This window comes from Duganella sp. Dugasp56 (genome assembly GCF_047304105.1).
Classification (GTDB): Bacteria; Pseudomonadota; Gammaproteobacteria; order Burkholderiales; family Burkholderiaceae_D; genus Rugamonas; species Rugamonas hordei.
In genome coordinates, this window is sequence record NZ_JBGLYQ010000034.1 from 1 (window position 1) to 20,795 (window position 20,795).

A 20,795-nucleotide genomic window follows, 5' to 3' on the forward strand; every position below is an offset into this window, starting at 1 on the left:
GAGATGCCGCGGAACAGATAGTCGGACGCCAGCGTGATGTTGCCGGTATTGGTCCAGTCGGGCGCGGGCGCCGCCGGGGGGGGGGGGGGGGGGGGCCCCCCCCCCGGGGCCCGCCGGGCCCCCCGCGCCGAAGCGCCGACCAGTTCGTCGTAGCGCAGGCCGGCGCCGCCGCGCTGCCCGCCCAGTATGCCGAGCATGGCCTGGTTGACGGTGCGCACCGCGCCGCCGCCGTCGACCACCATCACGCCGGACGGCATGCTGCTGATGATCTGCTCCGAGTAGTTCTTCAGCCCCAGCAGTTTGCGGCGGCCGGCCTGGATATAGGTGTCGAGCGCCAGGCTCATGTCGAAGTTGACCACCTTGAACAGCGCGCCATAGGTGGGCAGGAAGGTGTCGGGGCTGTCGCGCAGCAGCTCGCGCAGCACCGGCGCCAGGTCGGTCAGGTATTTGCGGTAGCCGCCCAGGTACCACACCGGGGCCAGGCCGATGCGCTGGTGCACCAGCCCCACGCGCAGGCGGTTGCGCACGTAGTCGTCGCCGTAGTCGCCGGCGGTCAGCGAGCGGAAGTAGCCGGCCTGGACCCGGCGCAGCCGCGCCAGCGCCGCGCCGTCGCCCAGCAGCGGCCGCAGCACCGGCATGCTCAGCAGATGCGTGTAAAACGCTTCGATGACGGGCTCCAGGCGCGGCTGCAGCAGCGGATGGATGCGGCGCAGCAGCGCCAGGTCGTCGGCGCCCAATTCCAGATACCGCAGGCGCAGCGCGATCTCGCCGGGGGACGGCATCATGTCGCCGGCGCTGCGGTCCAGGTCATCGGTGGTTTCGGTCATGCACGCCTTTCGGGTCGTTGTTCATGAGGTTAATGGGCGATCAGCACCGGCAGCGTCATGTCGCGCAGTACGGTGCGGGTGGCGCCGCCCAGCAGCGTCTCGCGCGCGCGACGATGGCCGTAGCCGCCCATGACCAGCAGGTCGCAGCGCAGTTCGGCGGCCACGCACAGCAGCGCGTCGCCGATATCGGCGGTCGTGAATTCGCGCATCACCTCGGCGCGCACGCCGTGCCGCGCCAGGAACAGGGCCATGTCGGCGCCCGGTTCGGCGCCATGCCGGTCCGCTCGCGCTTCGGCGTTGAGCACCAGCAGTGTCGCCTTTTGCGCCAGTTTCAGCAGCGGCAGCGCGTCGCCGATGGCGCGCGCGGCTTGCCGGCTGCCGTCCCAGGCCAGCAGCGGATGGCGCAGGGGACCTTCGGCATCGCCGTCGTCCGCCGGCCTGCACGGCGCCAGCAGCAGGGGCCGGGCGCAGTTGAGCAGCAGCTCCTGCGGCAGGTCGCGGATGGCGCCGGGCGTGGCCGCCTGCGGGTCGGTCTGGCCGAGCACCAGCAGGTCGTGATAGGGCGCCTGCAGCAGCAGGGCATCCTCCGGGGCGTCATCGGCCAGCCGCGAGGTGGCCGCGTGCAGGCCGGCGCGGCGCGCGATGGTGTCGAACGCGGCCAGGCTGGTCTGCGCCTGGTCGCGCCAGCGCTGCAGCTGTTCGGGCACCAGCGGCCCTTGCCGCAGCGGGTCGCTCAAGGGCGTGAAGCGGGACAGGCCGGTGCAGGCCAGCGCCGTCAGGTGCGCGCCGCAGGCAAGCGCCAGGCGTACCGCCAGCGCCATGCGGGCGGCGGCGGCCGGGGTCTGGTCGGCGTGCACCAGGATCGAACGGTAGGACATGGCGGCACTCCTTGGTGGCGGGCGGCGCGTCAGTGCGACATCAGCACCGGCAGCGTCATCGATTGCAGCAAGCGGCGCGTGACGCCGCCCAGCACCATCTCGCGCCAGCGCTGGTGGCCGTAGGCCCCCGCGACCAGCAGGTCGGCGCCGACGTCGGCCGCCAGCGACAGCAGCGCGTTGCCGACGTCCATGCCGGGCGCCGTGGTCTGTTGCAGCACCTCGACCTTGACGCCGTGGCGCGCCAGGAACAGCGCGATGTCGGCGCCCGGCTGTTCGCCGTGCACGCCGTACTGGCGCTCGGCATTGAACAGCGCCAGCGTGGTGCGCGCGCTCTTGCGCAACAGCGGCAGCGCGTCGGTGACGGCGCGGGTGGCCGCGCGGCTGCCGTCCCAGGCCACCAGCGCGTGGCGGTCCAGGTGCGGGAAGGTGCCGGCGTACGGCACCATCAGCACCGGCCGGCCGCCGTACAGCGCCACGTACTCGGGCAGCTTGCGCAGCATGGCCAGGCCTTCGGTGGCGGGATCGGTCTGGCTGAGCACCACCAGGTCGGCGTAGCGCGCCTGCAGCACCAGGCCGACTTCGGGTTCGTCGTCGCTGTAGCGGCGCTCGTAGCTGACGCCGGCGGCGCGCGCCTGCGCCTCGAAGCGCTCGAGCGCCTGTTCGCCGCGGCGCGTGATCTCGTCCAGTTCCTCCTGCGGCAGCGGCCCGGCGAACGTCGCGCCGCTGTTGCGGTAATACTCCATGGTCAGGCCGGTCAGCGCCGCGCCGATCAGGTGCGCGTCCTGGCTGGCGGCCAGCTGGGCGGCCAGTGCGATGCGCGTTGCGGCGTGGGATGACTGGTCGACATGGACCAGGATGGTTTTGTATGACATGGCAGACTCCTTCAAATGGCGGCAGGGCCACGGGATGCGGGAATCTTCAGGCTATCAAAGCCTATCTTCAAATTTTATGATCTGGATCAAACTTCGCCGGATCGGCCGCCATTCCACCATTATTTGATCTGGCGCATTTTTTTTCGCGGTCCCGCTGCCTACGCTTGAGGTAGAGCCCGGACAGGCCAAATGGGAGAAAAAATGCTTACCCGCTGCAATAGCCTGAGCGTGTATTTCGCGCTGCTGCTGCTGCTGCTGCTGCTACCCGGCCTGCTGATCGGCGGCGTGGTGCTGCTGTTGCTGAACCAGCGCGGGGAAACCCAGCTCGAAGGCAGCAGCCTGCTGGCGGCCAGGGGGCTGTCGCGTGAACTGGACCAGTCGATGGCGCGCATGCGCTCGACCGCGGCGGTGCTGGCGGCCGCGCTGCCGGCCAGCGGTGAGCCCGACGGCGCGGGCCGGCGCCGGCTGCTGGCCGCGCTGCCCGCCGGGGCGGCGGCGACGCTGCTTGACGCCGGCGGCGCGCCGCAGTTCACCACGGCGGCGGCCGATGCCGGGCTGTCGCCGGCCGCGCTGGCGCCGTTGCTGCGCCAGCTGGGCCCCGGCGCCGCGCCGGCCAGCGCCTGCGTGCCGGCGGCCGTGCCGCAGGTGGCGGTCGCGGTGGCGCTGACGACGACCGGCGGCGGTCCGGCCGGCGTGCTGGTGTACCAGGAGGCGGCGGCGCCGCTGTTTGCCGCCGCCGTGCGCGACCAGCTGGCCGACGGCTGGATCGGCGCCTGGATCGCGCCCGGCGGCGTGCTGGTGGGACGCTCGACGGCCGCCGCGCGCTATGTCGGCCACCCCGCCATCGCCGACCTGCTCACCGCCATGCAGACCAGCGCCGAAGGCATGTTCGTCAGCGCGACGCTGGAGGGAACGCCGTCGTTCGTCGGCTACAGCCGTTCGGCCGTCAGCGGCTGCACGGTGGCCGTGTTCATTCCACGCGATCTGCTGCGCCAGAAAGTGGGCGAGCGCCTGCGCCTGATCGGCGGCCAGATCGCCGCCGCCATGTTGCTGGCCTGCCTGCTGGCGTGGGCGCTGCTGCATCGCGCGCTGGCGTCGCTGCGCAGCCTGCGCCGGGCCACCGCGCTGGCGGCGGCGGGCGCGCCGGGCGCCCGCGCCACGCCGGAGGGACCGGCGGAGATCCGGCTGCTGGCGCGCCAGTTCAACCGGCTGCAGCAGGCGCGCGAACGGGCCGACGCCAGGGTGGCGCTGGCGGCCAGCGTGTTCGGCGCCATCGCCGACGGCATCCTCATCGTCGGCCCCGACCACGCCATCATCGAGGTCAACCGGGCGTTCGAGACCATGAGCGGCTATACGCGGGAGCAGCTGATCGGCCAGAATCCGCGGCTGCTCAAGTCCGGCAAGCACGATGCCGCGTTCTACCAGGGCATCTGGCGCAGCCTGGACGCGCGCGGCCACTGGCACGGCCAGATCTGGGACCGGCGCCGCGACGGCAGCCTGTTCGCCGCGCAGTTGTCGCTCAGCGCGGTGACCGGCGCGGACGGCACGCTGCTCCACTACATCGCCTTCTTCAGCGACATCACCGAGCAGCGGCTGCGCCAGGACCAGGTCGAGCAGCTGGCCTACCTGGATCCGCTGACCCATTTGCCGAACCGGCGCCTGCTGCGCGACCGCCTGACCCAGGGGCTGGCCGTCGCCGCGCGCAGCGGTCATCTGCTGGCGGTCTGCTCGATCGACCTCGACGGTTTCAAGGCCGTCAACGACAGTTGCGGCCATGAGGCCGGCGACGCCGTGCTGGTCGCGGTGGCGGCCCGGCTGCTGCAGGCGGTGCGCGCCAACGACACGGTGGCGCGGCTGGGTGGCGACGAGTTCGTGCTGGTGCTGGCCGAGCTGGGCGCCGAGCACGAGGCGGTGGCCGTGGTCGAGCGCGCGCTGGACTCGGTGCGCGCGCCGATCCGGCTGGCCAGCGGCCGTCACGTGGGGGTGTCGGCCAGCATCGGCCTGGCCTTCTTCCCGCGCGACGGCGCCACCCCCGAGCAATTGCTGGGGCTTAGCGACGACGCCATGTATGCGGCCAAGCACGCCGGCCGCGACTGCTACCGCGAGGCCGGCGTCGGCTAGGCCGCCGGCGTGCGCCGTGCGCGCTTCAAGGACCGCCCTCCACCAGCGCGGCCGCGTCGGCCGCAGCGACGCGGCCTTCGTCGGTGGGCACCACCCACACCTCGACCGCGCTGCCGGCCGCATGGATGGGCAAGGCGGCGCGGCCGTCGGCCGCCAGGTTGCGGGCCGGATCGAGCACCACGCCCAGGTGGCGCAAACGGGCGCAGGCGTCCCGGCGCAGGGCGGCGTCGTGCTCGCCGATGCCGCCGGTGAAGGCCAGCAGGTCGAGGCCTTCCAGCGACGCCGTCAGCGCGCCGCAGGCCTGCACCAGCCGGTGTTCGAACAGCGCGATGGCCTGGCGCGCGGCCGCCGTGCCGCTGGCGCGCAGCGTGCGCATGTCGGCCGACAGGCCGGACACGCCCAGCAGACCGGACTCGCGGTACAGCAGGTTCTCGATGCGTTGCGGCTTCCAGCCCTGGCGCAGCAGGTACAGCAGCACGCCGGGATCGACGGCGCCGCTGCGGGTGCCCATCATCAGGCCGTCCAGCGCGGAAAAGCCCATGCTGGTGGCGATGCTGCGGCCGGCGCGCATCGCGCACACGCTGGCGCCGTTGCCCAGGTGCGCCATCAGCACGCGTCCGGCGGCGCGCCGCGTCAGCGTCGCCAGGCGGGCGGCCAGGTAGCGGTAGGACAGGCCGTGAAAGCCGTAGCGGCGGATGCCCTCGGCGCGCAGCGCCTGCGGCAGCGCGAACAGCTGTTCCTCGGCCGGCAGGCTGGCGTGGAAGCCGGTGTCGAAGCAGCCGATCTGCGGCACGTCGGGATAGGCGCGGCGGCAGGCCCGCACCGCCGCCAGGTTGTGCGGCTGGTGCAGCGGCGCCAGCGGCGCCAGCGTGTCGAGGTAGGCCAGCGCGTCGTCGTCGAGGCGGATCGAGGCGGCATGGCGCTCGCCACCGTGCACGATGCGGTGCGCCACCGCCGCCAGCCGCACCGGCCCGGCGTGCTCGTCGAGCAGCGTGCGCAGCCGCCGCAGCGCCCGTTCGAACGGGTCGCCGTCGCCGGACGCCAGCGGCGCCGGCTGCGCGTCCGAGGCCGGCGCGTGCAGGCTGACCTGCGGCTGGCCGCCGGGCTCCAGGCCTTCCGCCACGCCGCTCAGGATGGCCGCCTGGGTGTGCCCGCCACGGCAAGGGTAGAGCGCGAACTTGAGCGAAGAGGAGCCGGCGTTGACCGCCAGCACCACGCGGCGGTAGTCGCTCATGGCCGCTGCTGCCGGTAACTGTGCGCCAGCAGCAGCGCCAGCGCGGCCGAGGCGGTGCGGGCGGCGGCGCCGTCGGCGCGGCTGGTCAGGGCGATCGGCACGCGCGCCCCCAGCACCACGCCGCAGACGGCGGCGCCGGCCAGGTATTCGAGCTGCTTGGCCAGCAGGTTGCCGGCCTCCAGGTCGGGCGCGATCAGGATGTCGGCGTGGCCGGCCACCGTCGAGACGATGCCCTTGGCGCGCGCGGCCGACGGCGAGATGGCGTTGTCGAAGGCCAGCGGGCCGTCGAGCAGCGCGCCGTGGATCTGGCCGCGCTCGGCCATCTTGCACAGGGCGGCCGCGTCCAATGTCGACGGCATCTTCGGCGTCACCGTCTCGACCGCCGACAGGATGGCGACCCGCGGCTCGGCGATGCCCAGCACGTGCGCCAGGTCGACGGCGTTCTGCACGATGTCGACCTTGTCGAGCAGCGTAGGCTGGATGTTCAGCGCGCCGTCGGAAATGAGCAGCACCTTGTCGTACAGCGGCACTTCGGTATGGAACACATGGGTCAGCCGGCGCGCGGTGCGCAGCGCCGGCTCGGCCAGCACGGCGGCGATCAGCTCGTCGGTATGCAGGCTGCCCTTCATCATCATGTCGACCTCGCCGGCGGCGGCCATCGCGGCCCCGCGCGCGGCCGCCGCGTGGCTGTGCGGAACGTCGACCAGCGTGACGCCTTCCAGCGAACGGCCGGCGGCCTCGGCCACTGAGCGCAGCCGCTCCCGCGGCCCGATCAGCAGCGGCACGATCAGGCCGTGCTGCGCCGCGTCCAGCGCGCCGCACAGCGATGGGCCGTCGCACGGGTGGACCACGGCGCAGCGCAGCGGCGCCAGCGGGGCGGCCCTGGCCAGCAGGCCGGCGTAGTGGGTGTGCGCCTGCGACAGGTTCAGCTGGGGCAGCTGGGCGCGCGGCCGGCGCACCTTCTCGCCGGGGGCGATGACGGTGGCCACGCCGGTCAGCACCACCGCGCCGGTCTGGTTCTTGATTTCGCAATCGAGCAGCACATGCTTGTTGACGTCATCCTTGGCCGTCACCGTGGCGGTGATGCGCAGCTCGTCGCCGATGCGCACCGGCTTCAGGAACTGCAGCGTCTGCGCCAGGTAAATCGTGCCGGGGCCGGGCAGGGCCGTGCCCAGCAGGCGCGAGATCAGCGCCGCACCCCACATGCCGTGCGCGATGACGCCATGGAACAGCGTGTGATCGGCATATTCCGGATCGACGTGGGCGGGGTTGACGTCGCCCGAGACCGCGGCGAAGGCGAGGATGTCTTCCTTGGTCAGGCGGCGGCTCAGGCGGGCGTTCTGGCCGACGCTTAACTCGTCGTAGGTGATGTTTTGTATGGTGTCGTCGGATTCATTCATGGGATGCCCGCAAAGGTGCGCTGCCGGAACGGAAGGCTTGCGAGGCAGTGTAGTGAGCGGGATAGCCGAAGTATTTGATCTGGATCAAATACAGCCGGAACCCCGGCCAACCATAATCGTTGCATCGACCACCAAGGATCGCGATTGCGGAGGACATCATGGAAACGACAGGCTGGAGCGCCGACATGGCGCTGGGGATCCCGCTGTTCGACGAGGCGCACCAGGCCCTGGCCGAGCAGGTCAAGCAGCTGCTGGACGGGCCGGACGAGCAATTCGAGGCCGGCATGGCGCGGCTGACCGACGCGCTGGAGGAGGATTTCCGGCTGGAGGAGTCGCTGATGGAGGCGATCGATTATCCGGCGATCTGCTCGCACCGCGAACAGCACGCCCGGGTGCTGGCCACGCTGCACGGGCTGGAGCCGGGCGACATCGCCGCCGGACGCAAGGCCGCCGGCCTGATCCTGCCGTGGTTCGAACTGCACCTGGCCACCGCCGATACCGCGCTGGCCATCGCGCTGCAGGCGATGGGGCAGGCCGCGCCGGCGGGCGCCGCGTCGTAGCGATCACACACCGAGGAGCAAATATGTCATACAAGACGATATTGGTGCACGCCGGAGCGTCGGCGCGCGCCGGCCACATAGCCGCTTGCGCCAGCCGCATCGCCATCGCCGAACAGGCCCATCTGGTCGGCCTGGCCAGCACGGGCATCAACCCGCTGATGTATGAGTGCAATGCGGCGGCGGCCGGCATCCCGCTGCTGCCGCAAGACTTGAGCGGGCTGATCGAGCCGGCCCGGCAGGCGCTGGACCAGTTCACCGCCACGGCCACCGGGCTGGGCGTGGCGTCGTCTGAAGTGCGCCTGAGCGACGACAGCATGATCGACAGCCTGGTACTGCAGTCGCGCTATTGCGACCTGGTCGTCGTCGGCCAGGCCGGCCACGGCCACCCTGCGGACGACAGTTTGCCGCAGGAGCTGATCCTGCATTGCCCGCGGCCGGTGCTGGTGATCCCCCGCGAGGGCAGCGTCGAGCGCCTCGGCGAGCGGCCGCTGCTGGCCTGGGACGGCGGCATGGCGGCCAGCCGCGCCATCGCCGCCGCGCTGCCGCTGCTGCGGAAGGCGGCGCTGGTGACGCTGGCGGTGTTCAATCCGCAACAGGTGTACGGCGCGCACGGCCAGCAGCCCGGGGCCGACCTGGGCGCTTATCTGGCGCGTCACGGCGTCAAGCTCGACGTGGTGGTGCGCCAGGCCGACGACGTCGGCGAGGGCCTGCTGTCGCTGGCGGCCGAGGTCGATGCCGACCTGCTGGTGATGGGCTGCTACGGACACACGCGCTTCCGCGAACTGCTGCTGGGCGGCGCCACGCGCAGCATACTGAACCGCATGACGCTGCCGGTGCTGATGACGCGCTGACTGTCGGCGGCAAACCACTTCACGACTCGGAGCCCACACTGTGCTATTGTGGGCACAAGTTACAGGTTTTATCTCCATACTTCGCGACGTCCCATCATTCAGCCCGCATGCGCACTGCGGGTTGCCTCGGCCTCCACCGCCTAGCTGTTGCTCATAACGCACTTCTTTCACGACCTCCGCCCCGCGCCGCCATGCGCAACGGATGCTCGTGCCAATTCCATTATGTGACACCGGGGAGAAATATCTTGATCGTCGACCGCTCGCTGTACGATGGGCAACTGCTATTGAAGGCGGGGGCGCTGCAGGACGCCATTTTCAACAGCGCCAATTTCTCCAGCATCGCCACCGACGCCCAGGGCGTGATCCAGATTTTCAATGTCGGCGCCGAGCGCATGCTGGGCTACAAGGCCGCCGACGTGATGGACAAGATCACCCCGGCCGACATTTCCGATCCGCGCGAGCTGATCGCGCGCGCCGCCGCGCTCAGCCTGGAACTGGGCACACGGATCACACCGGGCTTCGAGGCGCTGGTGTTCAAGGCCTCGCGCGGCATCGAGGATATCTACGAACTGACCTATATCCGCCAGGACGGCAGCCGCTTCCCGGCCATGGTGTCGGTGACGGCGCTGCGCGACGACCAGGAAACCATCATCGGCTATCTGCTGATCGGCACCGACAACACCGCGCGCAAGCGCGCCGAGGAGGCGTTGCAGAAGGCCGGCGCGCTGCAAAACGCGATCTTCAACAGCGCCAACTTCTCCAGCATCGCCACCGATGCGCAGGGCGTGATCCAGATTTTCAACGTCGGCGCCGAGCGCATGCTGGGCTACAAGGCCGCCGACGTGATGAACAAGATCACCCCGGCCGATATTTCCGATCCGCTGGAGGTGATCGCGCGCGCCCATACGCTGAGCATCGAGCTGGGCACGCCGATCACGCCGGGCTTCGAGGCGCTGGTGTTCAAGGCCTCGCGCGGCATCGAGGACATCTACGAGCTGACCTATATCCGCCAGGATGGCAGCCGCTTCCCCGCCATGGTGTCGGTGACGGCGCTGCGCGACGACCAGGGCGACATTATCGGCTACCTGCTGATCGGCACCGACAACACCGTGCGCAAGCAGGTCGAAGCCGAGCAGGCGCTGCTCGACCAGCGGCTGCGCGACCAGCAGTTCTACACCCGCTCGCTGATCGAGTCGAACATCGACGCGCTGATGGCGACCGACCCGCGCGGCATCATCACCGACGTCAACCAGCAGATGGAGTCGCTGACCGGCTGCACCCGCGATGAACTGATCGGCGCGCCGTTCAAGAACTACTTCACCGATCCGGCACTGGCCCAGGCGGGCATCTCGCGCGTGCTGCGCGAGGGCAAGCTGACCAATTACGAGCTGACGGCGCTGTCGCGCGAAGGCTTGGAAACGGTGGTGTCGTTCAACGCCTCCACCTTCCACGACCGCGACCGCAAGCTGCAGGGCGTGTTCGCGGCGGCGCGCGACGTCACCGACCGCAAGCATTTCGAGCACAAGCTGCAGGAAAACAATGTCGAACTGGCAAGCGCGAAGGCGGCGGCGGAAAAAGCCAACCTGGCCAAGTCCGAGTTCCTGTCGAGCATGAGCCATGAATTGCGCACGCCGCTCAACGCCGTGCTCGGCTTCGCGCAGCTGATGGCCTCCGATACGCCGCCGCCGTCCATCGAGCAGAAAATCTCGATCGACCAGATATTGCAGGCCGGCTGGTATTTGCTGCGCCTGATTAATGAAATCCTCGACCTGGCGATGATCGAATCGGGCAAGGTCGGCCTGTCCAAGGAGGCGATGTCGCTGACCGAGGTGCTGCTCGACTGCAAGGCCATGATGGCGCCGCAGGCCGAGCAGCGTGGCATCGAGCTGCGCTTCCCTAGCTTCGAGAGCCTGTTCTTCGTGCACGCGGACCGGACCCGGGTCAAGCAGGTGATCGTCAACCTGCTGTCGAACGCCATCAAATACAACCGCGCCGGCGGCACCGTGACGGTGGGCTGCGAGCACGACGCCGACGGCCACATCCGCGTCAGCGTGACGGATACCGGCGCCGGCCTGCAGCCGGACAAGCTGGCACACCTGTTCCAGCCGTTTAACCGGCTTGGCCAGGAAGCCGGCGCCGAGGAGGGCACCGGCATAGGCCTGGTGGTGACCAAGAAGCTGATCGAGCTGATGGGCGGCACCATCGGCGTCGACAGCACCGTCGGCGTGGGCAGCGAATTCTGGTTCGACCTGCTGGCGTCGGAGCTGCCCGGACTGGAAGCGGAAATCCCGGGCGTCGCGCCGGCCCACGGCGACGGCCTGGCCACCGAGACGGAAAGCGACCGCCCCCGCACGCTGCTGTACGTGGAGGACAACCCGGCCAACCTGGCGCTGGTGGAGCAGTTGATCGCGCGGCGCGACGATCTGCTGCTGCTGACCGCGGTGACGGGACATCTCGGCATCTTGCTGGCCAAGCAAAACCGGCCGGACGTGATCCTGATGGATATCAACCTGCCGGGCCTGAGCGGCTACGGCGCGCTGCAGATGCTGCGCGACGATCCGGCCACCTCGCACATCCCGGTGATCGCCTTGTCGGCCAACGCCATGCCGCGCGACATAGAAAAAGGCATCGACGCCGGCTTCTTCAATTACCTGACCAAGCCCATCATGGTGCGCGAGTTCATGGATGCGCTGGACGTGGCGCTGCAGCACGCCGCCCGGCTGAGCGTTGTCCAGCCAGGATGAAGTCGACGAAGGCGCGCAGCGGCGCCGGCAGGTGGCGCTGCATGCAATGTAGTGCGGCCGATAGCGTTGTAATTTTTTAACGTTGTCTCGTTGTTAACTCAGCTTTAACTGTCGCCGCGGTGTAATGGCGCCTTTGCACCGACCCCGGAGCCACCGCATGCATCCCGTTCCTGACAGCCCCAGCCGGCAACTGCTCAACAAGGTGCCGCGCGTAAGCCTGGCTTTCTGGCTGATCCAGATCCTGTCGACCACGGTGGGCGAGACCGGCGCCGACTATCTGGCCGTGCCCGCGGGGCTGGGCACGGCGCCTGCCGCCGCGCTGATGATTGCGCTGCTGGCGGCGGCATTGCTGTATCAATTGCGCCAGCCGCGCTACGTGCCGTGGGCGTACTGGCTGACCGTGGTCCTGCTCAGCGTGGTCGGCACGCAGATCACCGATGCGCTCACCGATGGCCTCGGCGTCAGCCTGTACGCCAGCACGGCGGGCTTCAGCATCATGCTCGGCGTCGTGTTCAACCTGTGGCATGGCAGCGAGCACACGCTGGCGATCCAGACCATCGTCACGCGGCGCCGGGAATTGTTTTACTGGGCCGCGATCCTGTTGACCTTTGCGCTCGGCACGGCCGCCGGCAATCTGGCGACCCAGGCGCTGGGCCTGGACTTCCGCCTGGGCGTGGTGACCTTCGGCGCGCTGATCCTGGTCATTTTTGGGGCGGGCAAGCAGGGCATCCATCCATTGCTGACGTTCTGGCTGGCGTATATCCTCACCCGTCCGCTCGGGGCATCGCTGGGCGACTTGCTGTCGCAGTCGCCCGATTACGGCGGCGTGGGCTGGGGCACGGTGAACACCAGCATGGCGTTCCTGGCGATCATCGCAACGCTGGTGGCCACTTCAGGAAATCGATCCGCCGCATCGCACAAGGTAAGATGACGGTATTTTCGATGGCATGGGAGTGGCGTGGTGCGTTTGCTGCTGGTGGAAGACGATCCGATGATCGGTGAGAGCATCGAGGACGGCCTGCGTGGCGAAAGCTACGCCGTGGACTGGGTGCGCGACGGCCGCGATGCGGAGCTGGCGCTGGCCGGCATGGCCTACGACCTGATGCTGCTCGACCTGGGCTTGCCGGGCAAGCGGGGCATGGACGTGCTGCGCGCCGCCCGTGCGCGCGGCGCCGACTTGCCGGTGCTGATCATCACCGCGCGCGACGGCACGCCGGCCCGCGTCGAGGGACTGGACGCCGGCGCCGACGACTACCTGGTCAAGCCCTTCGACCTGGACGAGCTGCTGGCGCGCGTCCGCGCGCTGCTGCGCCGGCGCGTCAGCCGCACCCGTTCCGTCGTCGAGCACGGCGCGCTGACGCTGAACCTGGCCAGCCATGAGGCGACCTTCGAAGGCCAGCAGGTCAAGCTGTCGGCGCGCGAGTTTTCCGTGCTGCGCGCCTTGCTGGACAATCCCGGCAGCGTGGTCTCCAAGGCCCAGCTGGAGGACAAGCTGTACGGCTGGAACGCCGAGGTGGAAAGCAACACCGTCGATGTCTACGTTCATCACCTGCGCAAGAAGTTCGGCGCGGACTTCATCAAGAACGTCCGCGGCGTCGGCTACAAGATCCCGGCGACGCCGTGACGACCATCCGCCGCCAGTTGCTGATAGGCCTGCTGGGCGCCACGCTGCTGTGCGTGGCGGGCGCCGGCGCGTCGCTGTACCGCTCGCTGCTGCAGGAAACCAACGAGCTGGCCGACCTGCAGCTGCGCCAGCTGGCTACCGCCCTGCCGCACGAGTTCGCGCCGGATACCGGCCTGCCGGCGCCGGAAGATCCTGAAGAAGAGTTTGTGCTGCAAGGCTGGGACCGGGACGGCAGGCTGCTGCACGTATCGCCGGGCACGCGGCAGCTGCCGCGCTATGCGATCCAGGGCTTTTCGGCTGCCACGGTGGATGGCCAGCGCTGGCGCCTGTACGGCGACAGCCGGCACGACCGCTACGTGCAGGTGGCGCAGCCGATGGCGGCGCGCGACCGGCTGGCGGCGCACATGGCCTTGCGCGCCGGCGCGCCGCTGCTGGCGTTTGCGCTGGTCCTCGCGCTGCTGATCGTGGCGGTGGTGGGGCGGGCGCTGAAGCCGATGCACCGGCTGGCGCACGCGGTGGCGGTGCGTTCCCCGGCCACGCTGACGCCGCTGATGGTGGACGACATGCCGCCCGAGCTGCGTCCGGTGGTGCTGGCGCTGAATGGCTTGATGCACAAGTTCGACCAGGCGCTGACGGCGCAGCGCACCTTTGTCGCCGATGCGGCGCACGAACTGCGTTCGCCGCTGACGGCGCTCAAGCTGCAGCTGCAACTGGCGGAGCGTGCCGACAGCGACGAGGCGCGCGACGCGGCGCTGGCCAGGCTGCACGAGCGGCTGGACCGCGGCACCCATCTGGTGCGCCAGCTGCTGAGCCTTGCCCGCCACGAGACGGCGCTGGCGGCGACCCAATTGCTGCCGGTCGACCTGGGACGATTGCTGGAAGCGGCGGTGGCCGATCATTCCGCGCTGGCCGACAGCCGCGGCATCGACCTGGGCGTGGAGGCGCCGGCGCAGGTGCTGATCGAGGCCGATGCCGACGGCCTGCGGGTGCTGCTGAATAACCTGGTCGACAACGCGCTGCGCTATACCCAGCAGGGCGGCCGGGTGGACCTGCAGGCGGCGCATGAAGACGGCTTGCCGCTGCTGCGGGTGCGCGACAACGGTCCCGGCGTGCCGGAGCAATATCGCGCGCGGCTGTTCGACCGCTTCTTCCGCCCGGACGGCCAGGACGCCTGGGGCTGCGGCCTTGGCCTGTCCATCGTGCGCAACATCGCCGACCACCACAAGGCCGAGATCCGGCTGGCCGACAGTTCAGCCGGACGCGGCCTCAGCGTGACGGTGCTGTTCCCGCGACAGGCTTTAATTCAGCGTTAACAATCGCTCTGCTAGGCTGGCCGCCACCGCGTTTTTGGTTGCTGAAAATCGAGGGAAGCCTGTTGTATCAAGGTGTATATTGTTTAAACGATTCATCAGCTTGTCATATTCACTTTTTAGACTTGCCGGTTTTTACCCCACCAAAACTGGAAAGTCACATGAAGAACAACAAGCAGCAGCTGGTCCTCTCCGCGATGTCCGCGCACGTGTTGATGGCGCTGGCCTTGATGTCCGGCGACGCCGGCGCGCAAAACTCCACCGATATCGTGCCCGAATCGAATACCGCGCTGGACGCGGAGGCGATCAAAAGCCGCGTGGTGGTTACCGGTTCGAATATCGCCAACCGCGCGCCGGTGCAGGCCTCGCTGCAGGCCACGCAACCGCAGTCGGTCATCACCGCGACCTTCATCGAGCAGGCGGTGACGCCGCTGGCCGACTTCAACGCGGTCGCGCGCATCGCGCCGAGCATCGGTTCCGGGATTTCCGCCAACGGTCCCGGCCTGGGCGAATCCAAGGTCACGCTGCGCGGCTTCCAGGACGGCGAATACAACATCACCTACGACGGCATTCCGTTCGGCGACACCAACAATCCCACCCACCACTCGACCTCCTACTTCCCGGCCCGCATCATCGGCGGCATGGTGATCGAGCGCGGCCCGGGCAATGCCAGCAACCTGGGGCAGGCCACCTTCGGCGGCTCGATCAACCTGTACTCCAAGGAGCTGGCGCAGGACTTCCGCTTCAGCCCTTACGCCACCTACGGCTCGTGGAATACCAAGATCCTGGGCGCGGAAGTCGACAGCGGCGCGCTGGCCGGCTTCCACGATGCGCGCATGATGTTCAACGCCTCGCGCCTGACCAGCGACGGCTACCAGACCTACAGCGGCGTCACCGAGGACAATTACCAGTTCAAGTTCCAGGTGCCGCTGGCGGCGGACACCACGCTGACGCTGTTCTCGACCTATAACAAGATCCACAGCTACGTGCCGGACAAGGGCGGCGTGACGCTGAGCCAGGTGGCGCAGTTCGGCAAGAACTATTCGCTGAATAACGATCCGGCCAGCCAGAACTACTACGCCTACAACTACAACGACAAGCGTACCGACTTTGAATACATCCGCCTGCAGTCCAAGCTGGGCGGCGGCTGGGCGCTGGACAACACGCTCTACACCTACGCCTACGACAACAACACCTTCTCCGGCCAGGACGCCAGCGGCGCCACGGCCAACGGCACCAAGGCCGCCGCCGCCGGCAACAAGGACGTCCCCGGCTACAACAAGCTCAATTCCTACCGCGTCAACGGCGACATCGTCAAGCTCACCAACCGCCTGCAGGCCGGCCTGCTGCGCGCCGGCCTGTGGCTGGAAACCTCCAACACCAACCGCCATATCTATGACCTGGACTGGACGCTGAACGCGCCCAACCCCAAGGAGGCGAGCGCGCCGAAGAACGTTTCGTACGAACAGAAGTCGTCGTGGACGCAGTACCAGCCGTTCGTCGAGTTTGAATGGGCGGTGGCGCCCGCGTGGACCGTCACGCCCGGCGTCAAGTACGTCAACTTCAAGCGCTCGCTGGACGCCGCCGTCAACCAGGGCACGCGCATCGCGACCAACGCCGACCAGACCTACAACACCACGCTGCCTTTCCTGACCGCGAACTACGCCATCAACGGCAACTGGTCCGCGTACGCCCAGACCGCGCGCGGCTTCCTGGTGCCGGACCTGTCGATGTTCTATGTGAATAACCCGAACCTGAGCACGCCCAAGCCGCAGACCTCGACCAACTACCAGCTGGGCACCGTGCACCAGTCGCAGAACCTGACGCTGGACGCCGACATCTACTACATCGACTTCAACAACAAGATCGCCTCCACCGGCACCGGCAATGACCTGGTCTATTACAACCAGGGCGGCGTGGTGTACAAGGGAATCGAAGCGTCGGCCACCTGGTACCTGGGCCACGGCTACTCGCTGCACGCCAACGGCTCGCTCAACAAGGCCGAGGCCAAGGACACCGGCCTGCAGATTTCCAAGGTGCCGAAGTCGACTTCCGCCCTCGGCCTGCTGTACAAGGATCACGGCCTGTATGGCTCGCTGATCGCCAAGAACGTCGGCAGCCAGTACGCCAAGGACGGCGAGCCGGCCGCCTACCAGCTCGGCGCCTACACGGTGGCCGACTTCACGCTGGGCTACCGCTGGCGCCTGAACGGCCCGGTCAAGGCGGTCAAGGCGCAGGTCGGCGTCAACAACCTGTTCGACAAGCAGGATGCGACCTCGATCTCGCCGAACAGCAAGGGCGTGGCCTTCGACCAGTACACCTTTGTGCCGGAGCGCAGCTGGACGCTGTCGCTGAGCGCCGATTTCTAAGGCGCCGGCATGAGACTTCGTGCTTCGCTGTACCGCCTGCCCGCAGGCGCCGCGCTGCTGATGGCGCTGGGCCTGGCGCAGGCGGCCAGGCCTGCCGATCCGGTCGTGATGTCGTTCGCCACGGTGGGCGACTCGCGCGCCGATCCGGACAGCGCCGCAACCCGCCAGGACAAGGTCTACCTGCAGAACACCCGGGCCCTGGCGCGCATCCTGCGCGAGATCCAGGCCGCCCGGCCCAAGGCGCTGTTCTTCAACGGCGACATGATCATGGGTTACACCGACGACAAGCCGACCTTGTACCGCCAGTACGCCTACTGGCGGGGCATGGTGGCCGGCCTGATGGAGGCCGGTACCTACGTGGTGCCGGTCAGCGGCAACCACGAGATGCAGCACAAGGGCAAGGATGCCGGCGGCAAGACCGTCAAGATCGCCCGTCCCGGGAACGAGCAGCTGTGGCGCGAGAACATGGGCGACCTGATACTCGATACCGCGCGCTGGAAGGAAGTCACCGGCATCGAGGCCACGGCCTTCGATCCGGCCAACGCGCCCGCCGTCGGCGGCCCGGACCAGATCCAGAGCAGCCAGTCGCAGCTCAGCTACTCCTTCGACGCGGGCGGCAGCCACTTCGCCGTCATCAACACCGACCCGGTCGGCAACGACGGCCACGGCCCGGCCAACTGGCTGGCGGAGGACTTCCGCCAGGCCAGGGCGCGCGGCGCCAAGCGCTTCTTCGCCTTCGGCCACAAGCCGGCCTACACCTACTTCTTCAAGGACGGCATGGAACCGGACGGCATGGATATCTACCCCGACAACGCCAAGGCGTTCTGGGATGTGATGGAGCAGTTCGGCGCGACGTATTTCTGCGGCCACCAGCACATCTTCAACGCGCAGCAGCCGGCCAGGGCCAGCGGCGGCAGCGCATGGCAGGTGATGGTCGGCTCGGGCGGTTCGCCGTTCAGCGCCAAGCCGGGCGACGGCGTCCCACGCGACCGGATGTACGCCTGGGCCGTGGCGCGCATCCACGCCAGCGGCAAGGTGCACGTCGACGTCTACGGCTTCGACGAACACTATGGCAAGACCGCGCGCCTGAAGTCGCTGGATTTGTGAACCGTCAGCGGCCGCCGGCGAAAACGCCTGGTGAAAAAAAGGGGCGGCCATGTGGCCGCCCCTGCGCTGACGAGAACGTCAGGCGTCTGCGTTAGATGGTGTCCAGCGCCGCGTTGAAGCTGCTGCTCGGACGCATGACCGCCGCGGTTTTCGCCGGATCAGGATAGTAGTAGCCGCCGATGTCCATCGGCTTGCCCTGTACATCCTTCAGCTCGCCGATGATCTTGCCTTCGTTCTCGGCCAGCGCCTTGGCCAGCGGCGCGAAGTGCGCCTTCAGCTCGGCGTCGTCGTTTTGCGCGGCCAGCGCCTGCGCCCAGTACAGCGACAGGTAGAAGTGGCTGCCACGGTTGTCCAGCTCGCCCGTGCGCGGCGATGGCGACTGGTTGTTGTCCAGCAGCTTGCCGGTGGCTTCGTCCAGCGTCTTGGCCAGGATCTTGGCCTTGGCGTTGCCGGTCTTGATGCCCATGTCTTCCAGCGACACGGCCAAGGCCAGGAACTCGCCCAGCGAATCCCAGCGCAGGTGGTTTTCTTCCACCAGCTGCTTGACGTGCTTAGGTGCCGAACCGCCGGCGCCGGTCTCGTACATGCCGCCGCCGGCCATCAGCGGCACGATCGACAGCATCTTGGCGCTGGTGCCCAGCTCCAGGATCGGGAACAGGTCGGTCAGGTAGTCGCGCAGGATGTTGCCGGTCACCGAGATGGTGTCCAGGCCGCGGAAGGCGCGTTCCAGCGTGTAGCGCATGGCGCGGGTCTGCGACATGATCTGGATGTCCAGGCCCTTGGTGTCGTGGTCCTTCAGGTAGACCTGGACCTTCTTGATCACTTCGTTCTCGTGCGGACGATAGCTGTCCAGCCAGAACACGGCAGGCATGCCGGAGTTGCGGGCGCGGGTGACGGCCAGCTTGACCCAGTCGCGGATAGGCGCGTCCTTGACCTGGCACATGCGCCAGATATCGCCTTCTTCAACCGTCTGCGTCAGCAGCACTTCGCCGGTGGCCAGGTCGGTGATGTTGGCGATGCCGCCTTCGGACACTTCGAAGGTCTTGTCGTGCGAGCCGTATTCCTCGGCTTGCTGGGCCATCAGGCCGACGTTGGGCACGGTGCCCATGGTCTTCGGATCGAAGTTGCCATGCCATTTGCAGAAGCCGATCATCTCCTGGTAAATGCGGGCAAAGGTCGATTCAGGCATGACCGCCTTGACGTCCTTCGGACGGCCGTCGGCGCCCCACATCTTGCCGCCGATGCGGATCATGGCCGGCATCGACGCGTCGACGATGATGTCGTTCGGCGAGTGGAAGTTGGTGATGCCCTTGGCCGAGTCGACCATGGCCAATTCCGGACGGTTGGCGTGGCAGGCGTGCAGGTCCTTCAGGATTTCTTCCTTCTGCGACGCCGGCAGCTTTTCGATCTTCTCGTACAGGTTGGCCATGCCGTTGTTGACGTTGACGCCCAGTTCATCGAACAGCGCGGCGTGCTTGGCGAACGCTTCCTTGTAGAAGATGCGCACGCAGTGGCCGAACACGATAGGGTGGGACACCTTCATCATGGTCGCCTTGACGTGCAGCGAGAACATCACGCCGGTCTTGAACGCGTCGTCGATTTCCTTCTCGTAGAACTCCAGCAGCGCTTTCTTGCTCATGAACATGCTGTCGATGATCTCGCCGGCCTGCAGCGAAACCTTCGGCTTCAGCACGATGGTCTTGCCGGACGTGGTCAGCAGTTCCATCTTGACGTCGCGGGCCTGGGTCAAGGTCAGCGATTTTTCGCCGTGGTAGAAGTCGCCATGGTGCATGTGCGAGACGTGGGTGCGCGAAGCCTGGCTCCATTCGCCCATCGAGTGCGGGTTCTTGCGGGCGAACTCTTTGACCGCCTTCGGCGCGCGGCGGTCGGAGTTACCTTCGCGCAGCACCGGATTGACCGAGCTGCCGATGCACTTGCCGTAGCGGGCTTTGAGCGCCTTGTCGGCGTCGGTCTTGGCATCTTCCGGATAGTCCGGCAGCTTGTAGCCGCGGCTTTGCAGCTCGCGCACGCAGGCCACCAGCTGGGAAACGGAGGCGCTGATGTTCGGCAGCTTGATGATGTTGGTGTCCGCCAGCTGGGTCAGTGCGCCCAGTTCGGCCAGGGTGTTCGGTACTTTTTGTTCGTCGGTCAGGAATTCCGGGAACTCGGCCAGCACGCGGGCCGCCACGGAAATATCGCTGGCAACCACGTCGACGCCTGCCGGCGCGGTGAACTTTTTGATAATTGGTAGCAGGGAATAAGTCGCCAGCAGGGGCGCCTCATCAGTCAGTGTGTAGATGATTTTTGATTTCTGTATTGCCATGCTGATTCCCTCTTATGCGGTCGTTGCCTGATGGTTAACTGGTGTGTGTCGGCGTTGCCGCCTTCTTTGCCCAAGTGCATATTTTAGACTGTTCCGCCTAATTGTGGTGGAATCCGCTACACCTAGGGCCGTTTGCACCGCTTTGGCGCACGGCGCAGGCGCTGTCACACGCTTGTAATTTCTTGGTGGCAATATAGTTGCATCGATGTCAAAGAGTTTTACAGGGGAAAGAGTATGCAGACCGCAGAAGTGGTGTTTTCGCGTCGTGACGGCGTGTTGCACATGACGCTCAGCGCCGGCGGCAACGTGCTTGCCGAGAGTTCAAGCCAGGAATCCATCGCGCGCGAACTGCAAATCCGCGGCTTGCGCCTGCTGATCATAGACGGCCTGTTCACGACCGAACTGCCGACCAGGGAAAAGACCCTGGCCCAGGCCATGGACGTGGAGTTCCCGGAAAAGATGGCGGCGCTCAAGCTGATCGCCGCCTGCGCGGCGTGGGGCGAGGTGGTGGCGTTCCCGTTCCCCGAGCGCCGCTCGCGGCCGCGCACGCCGGTCCCGGAGCAATAGCGGCGGCG

Annotated in this window: 16 protein-coding genes; 10 read left to right on the plus strand and 6 right to left on the minus strand. The window is 67.8% G+C overall.

The features are described from left to right. From ACCD07_RS22270 to ACCD07_RS22280, 3 genes are all read right to left on the minus strand, one after another. A partial coding sequence (locus ACCD07_RS22270) for a protoglobin domain-containing protein (RefSeq protein WP_413448594.1) occupies positions 1-827 on the minus strand: 827 nt, incomplete at its 3' end. Positions 828-856: 29 nt separating this feature from the next. Continuing rightward, entirely contained in the window at positions 857-1,705 is an 849-nt protein-coding gene (locus ACCD07_RS22275; protein ID WP_413448595.1) for a universal stress protein, read from the minus strand. Positions 1,706-1,734: 29 nt separating this feature from the next. Beyond that, entirely contained in the window at positions 1,735-2,577 is an 843-nt protein-coding gene (locus ACCD07_RS22280; RefSeq protein ID WP_413448596.1) for a universal stress protein, read from the minus strand. A gap of 201 nt (positions 2,578-2,778) precedes the next feature. Between ACCD07_RS22280 and ACCD07_RS22285 the strand changes: the two genes are divergently transcribed. Then, positions 2,779-4,698, plus strand: coding sequence for a diguanylate cyclase domain-containing protein (locus ACCD07_RS22285; RefSeq protein ID WP_413448597.1), 1,920 nt, complete (start codon positions 2,779-2,781; stop codon positions 4,696-4,698). 25 nt (positions 4,699-4,723) lie between these two features. Here the strand turns inward: ACCD07_RS22285 and ACCD07_RS22290 are convergent, their stop codons facing one another. Continuing rightward, complete coding sequence (locus ACCD07_RS22290; RefSeq protein WP_413448598.1) at positions 4,724-5,932, minus strand: acetate/propionate family kinase; 1,209 nt, start codon at positions 5,930-5,932, stop codon at positions 4,724-4,726. Further along, on the minus strand, positions 5,929-7,332 hold the full coding sequence (locus ACCD07_RS22295; RefSeq protein ID WP_413448599.1) for a bifunctional enoyl-CoA hydratase/phosphate acetyltransferase: 1,404 nt from the start codon (positions 7,330-7,332) through the stop codon (positions 5,929-5,931). The genes ACCD07_RS22290 and ACCD07_RS22295 overlap by 4 nt, the downstream gene beginning before the upstream one ends. Before the next feature lie 158 nt (positions 7,333-7,490). Between ACCD07_RS22295 and ACCD07_RS22300 the strand changes: the two genes are divergently transcribed. The 8 genes from ACCD07_RS22300 to ACCD07_RS22335 all read left to right on the plus strand — a co-directional run bounded on the left by ACCD07_RS22300 (position 7,491) and on the right by ACCD07_RS22335 (position 17,897). Next, positions 7,491-7,892 (plus strand): bacteriohemerythrin, encoded by a 402-nt coding sequence (locus tag ACCD07_RS22300; RefSeq protein WP_176651539.1) that lies wholly within the window; start codon positions 7,491-7,493, stop codon positions 7,890-7,892. A gap of 23 nt (positions 7,893-7,915) precedes the next feature. After that, positions 7,916-8,743 (plus strand): universal stress protein, encoded by an 828-nt coding sequence (locus tag ACCD07_RS22305; RefSeq protein WP_413448600.1) that lies wholly within the window; start codon positions 7,916-7,918, stop codon positions 8,741-8,743. Positions 8,744-8,988: 245 nt separating this feature from the next. Beyond that, complete coding sequence (locus ACCD07_RS22310) at positions 8,989-11,487, plus strand: PAS domain S-box protein (RefSeq protein WP_413448601.1); 2,499 nt, start codon at positions 8,989-8,991, stop codon at positions 11,485-11,487. A 157-nt stretch (positions 11,488-11,644) separates the two neighbouring features. Beyond that, entirely contained in the window at positions 11,645-12,418 is a 774-nt protein-coding gene (locus ACCD07_RS22315; protein WP_413448602.1) for a hypothetical protein, read from the plus strand. 30 nt (positions 12,419-12,448) lie between these two features. Then, a complete protein-coding gene (locus tag ACCD07_RS22320) occupies positions 12,449-13,111 on the plus strand; it encodes a response regulator (protein ID WP_176652111.1) in 663 nt (220 codons plus the stop codon). After that, a complete protein-coding gene (locus ACCD07_RS22325) occupies positions 13,108-14,424 on the plus strand; it encodes an ATP-binding protein (protein ID WP_413448603.1) in 1,317 nt (438 codons plus the stop codon). Before ACCD07_RS22320 ends, ACCD07_RS22325 begins: the two co-directional genes overlap by 4 nt. 158 nt (positions 14,425-14,582) lie before the next feature. Next, positions 14,583-16,790: a TonB-dependent receptor gene (locus tag ACCD07_RS22330; RefSeq protein WP_413448604.1), complete on the plus strand. Its 2,208-nt coding sequence runs from the start codon at positions 14,583-14,585 to the stop codon at positions 16,788-16,790. A gap of 9 nt (positions 16,791-16,799) precedes the next feature. Further along, entirely contained in the window at positions 16,800-17,897 is a 1,098-nt protein-coding gene (locus ACCD07_RS22335) for a metallophosphoesterase family protein (RefSeq protein WP_413448605.1), read from the plus strand. 91 nt (positions 17,898-17,988) lie between these two features. On the opposite strand, the gene ACCD07_RS22340 is transcribed toward ACCD07_RS22335, so the two are convergent. After that, the gene (locus tag ACCD07_RS22340; RefSeq protein WP_413448606.1) at positions 17,989-20,220 is read right to left on the minus strand and encodes an NADP-dependent isocitrate dehydrogenase; all 2,232 of its coding nucleotides are present in this window, start codon (positions 20,218-20,220) and stop codon (positions 17,989-17,991) included. 234 nt (positions 20,221-20,454) lie between these two features. Here ACCD07_RS22340 and ACCD07_RS22345 point away from each other — a divergent pair, with 234 nt between their 5' ends. Further along, entirely contained in the window at positions 20,455-20,787 is a 333-nt protein-coding gene (locus tag ACCD07_RS22345) for a hypothetical protein (protein WP_413448607.1), read from the plus strand. The last annotated feature ends 8 nt before the right edge of the window (positions 20,788-20,795 follow it).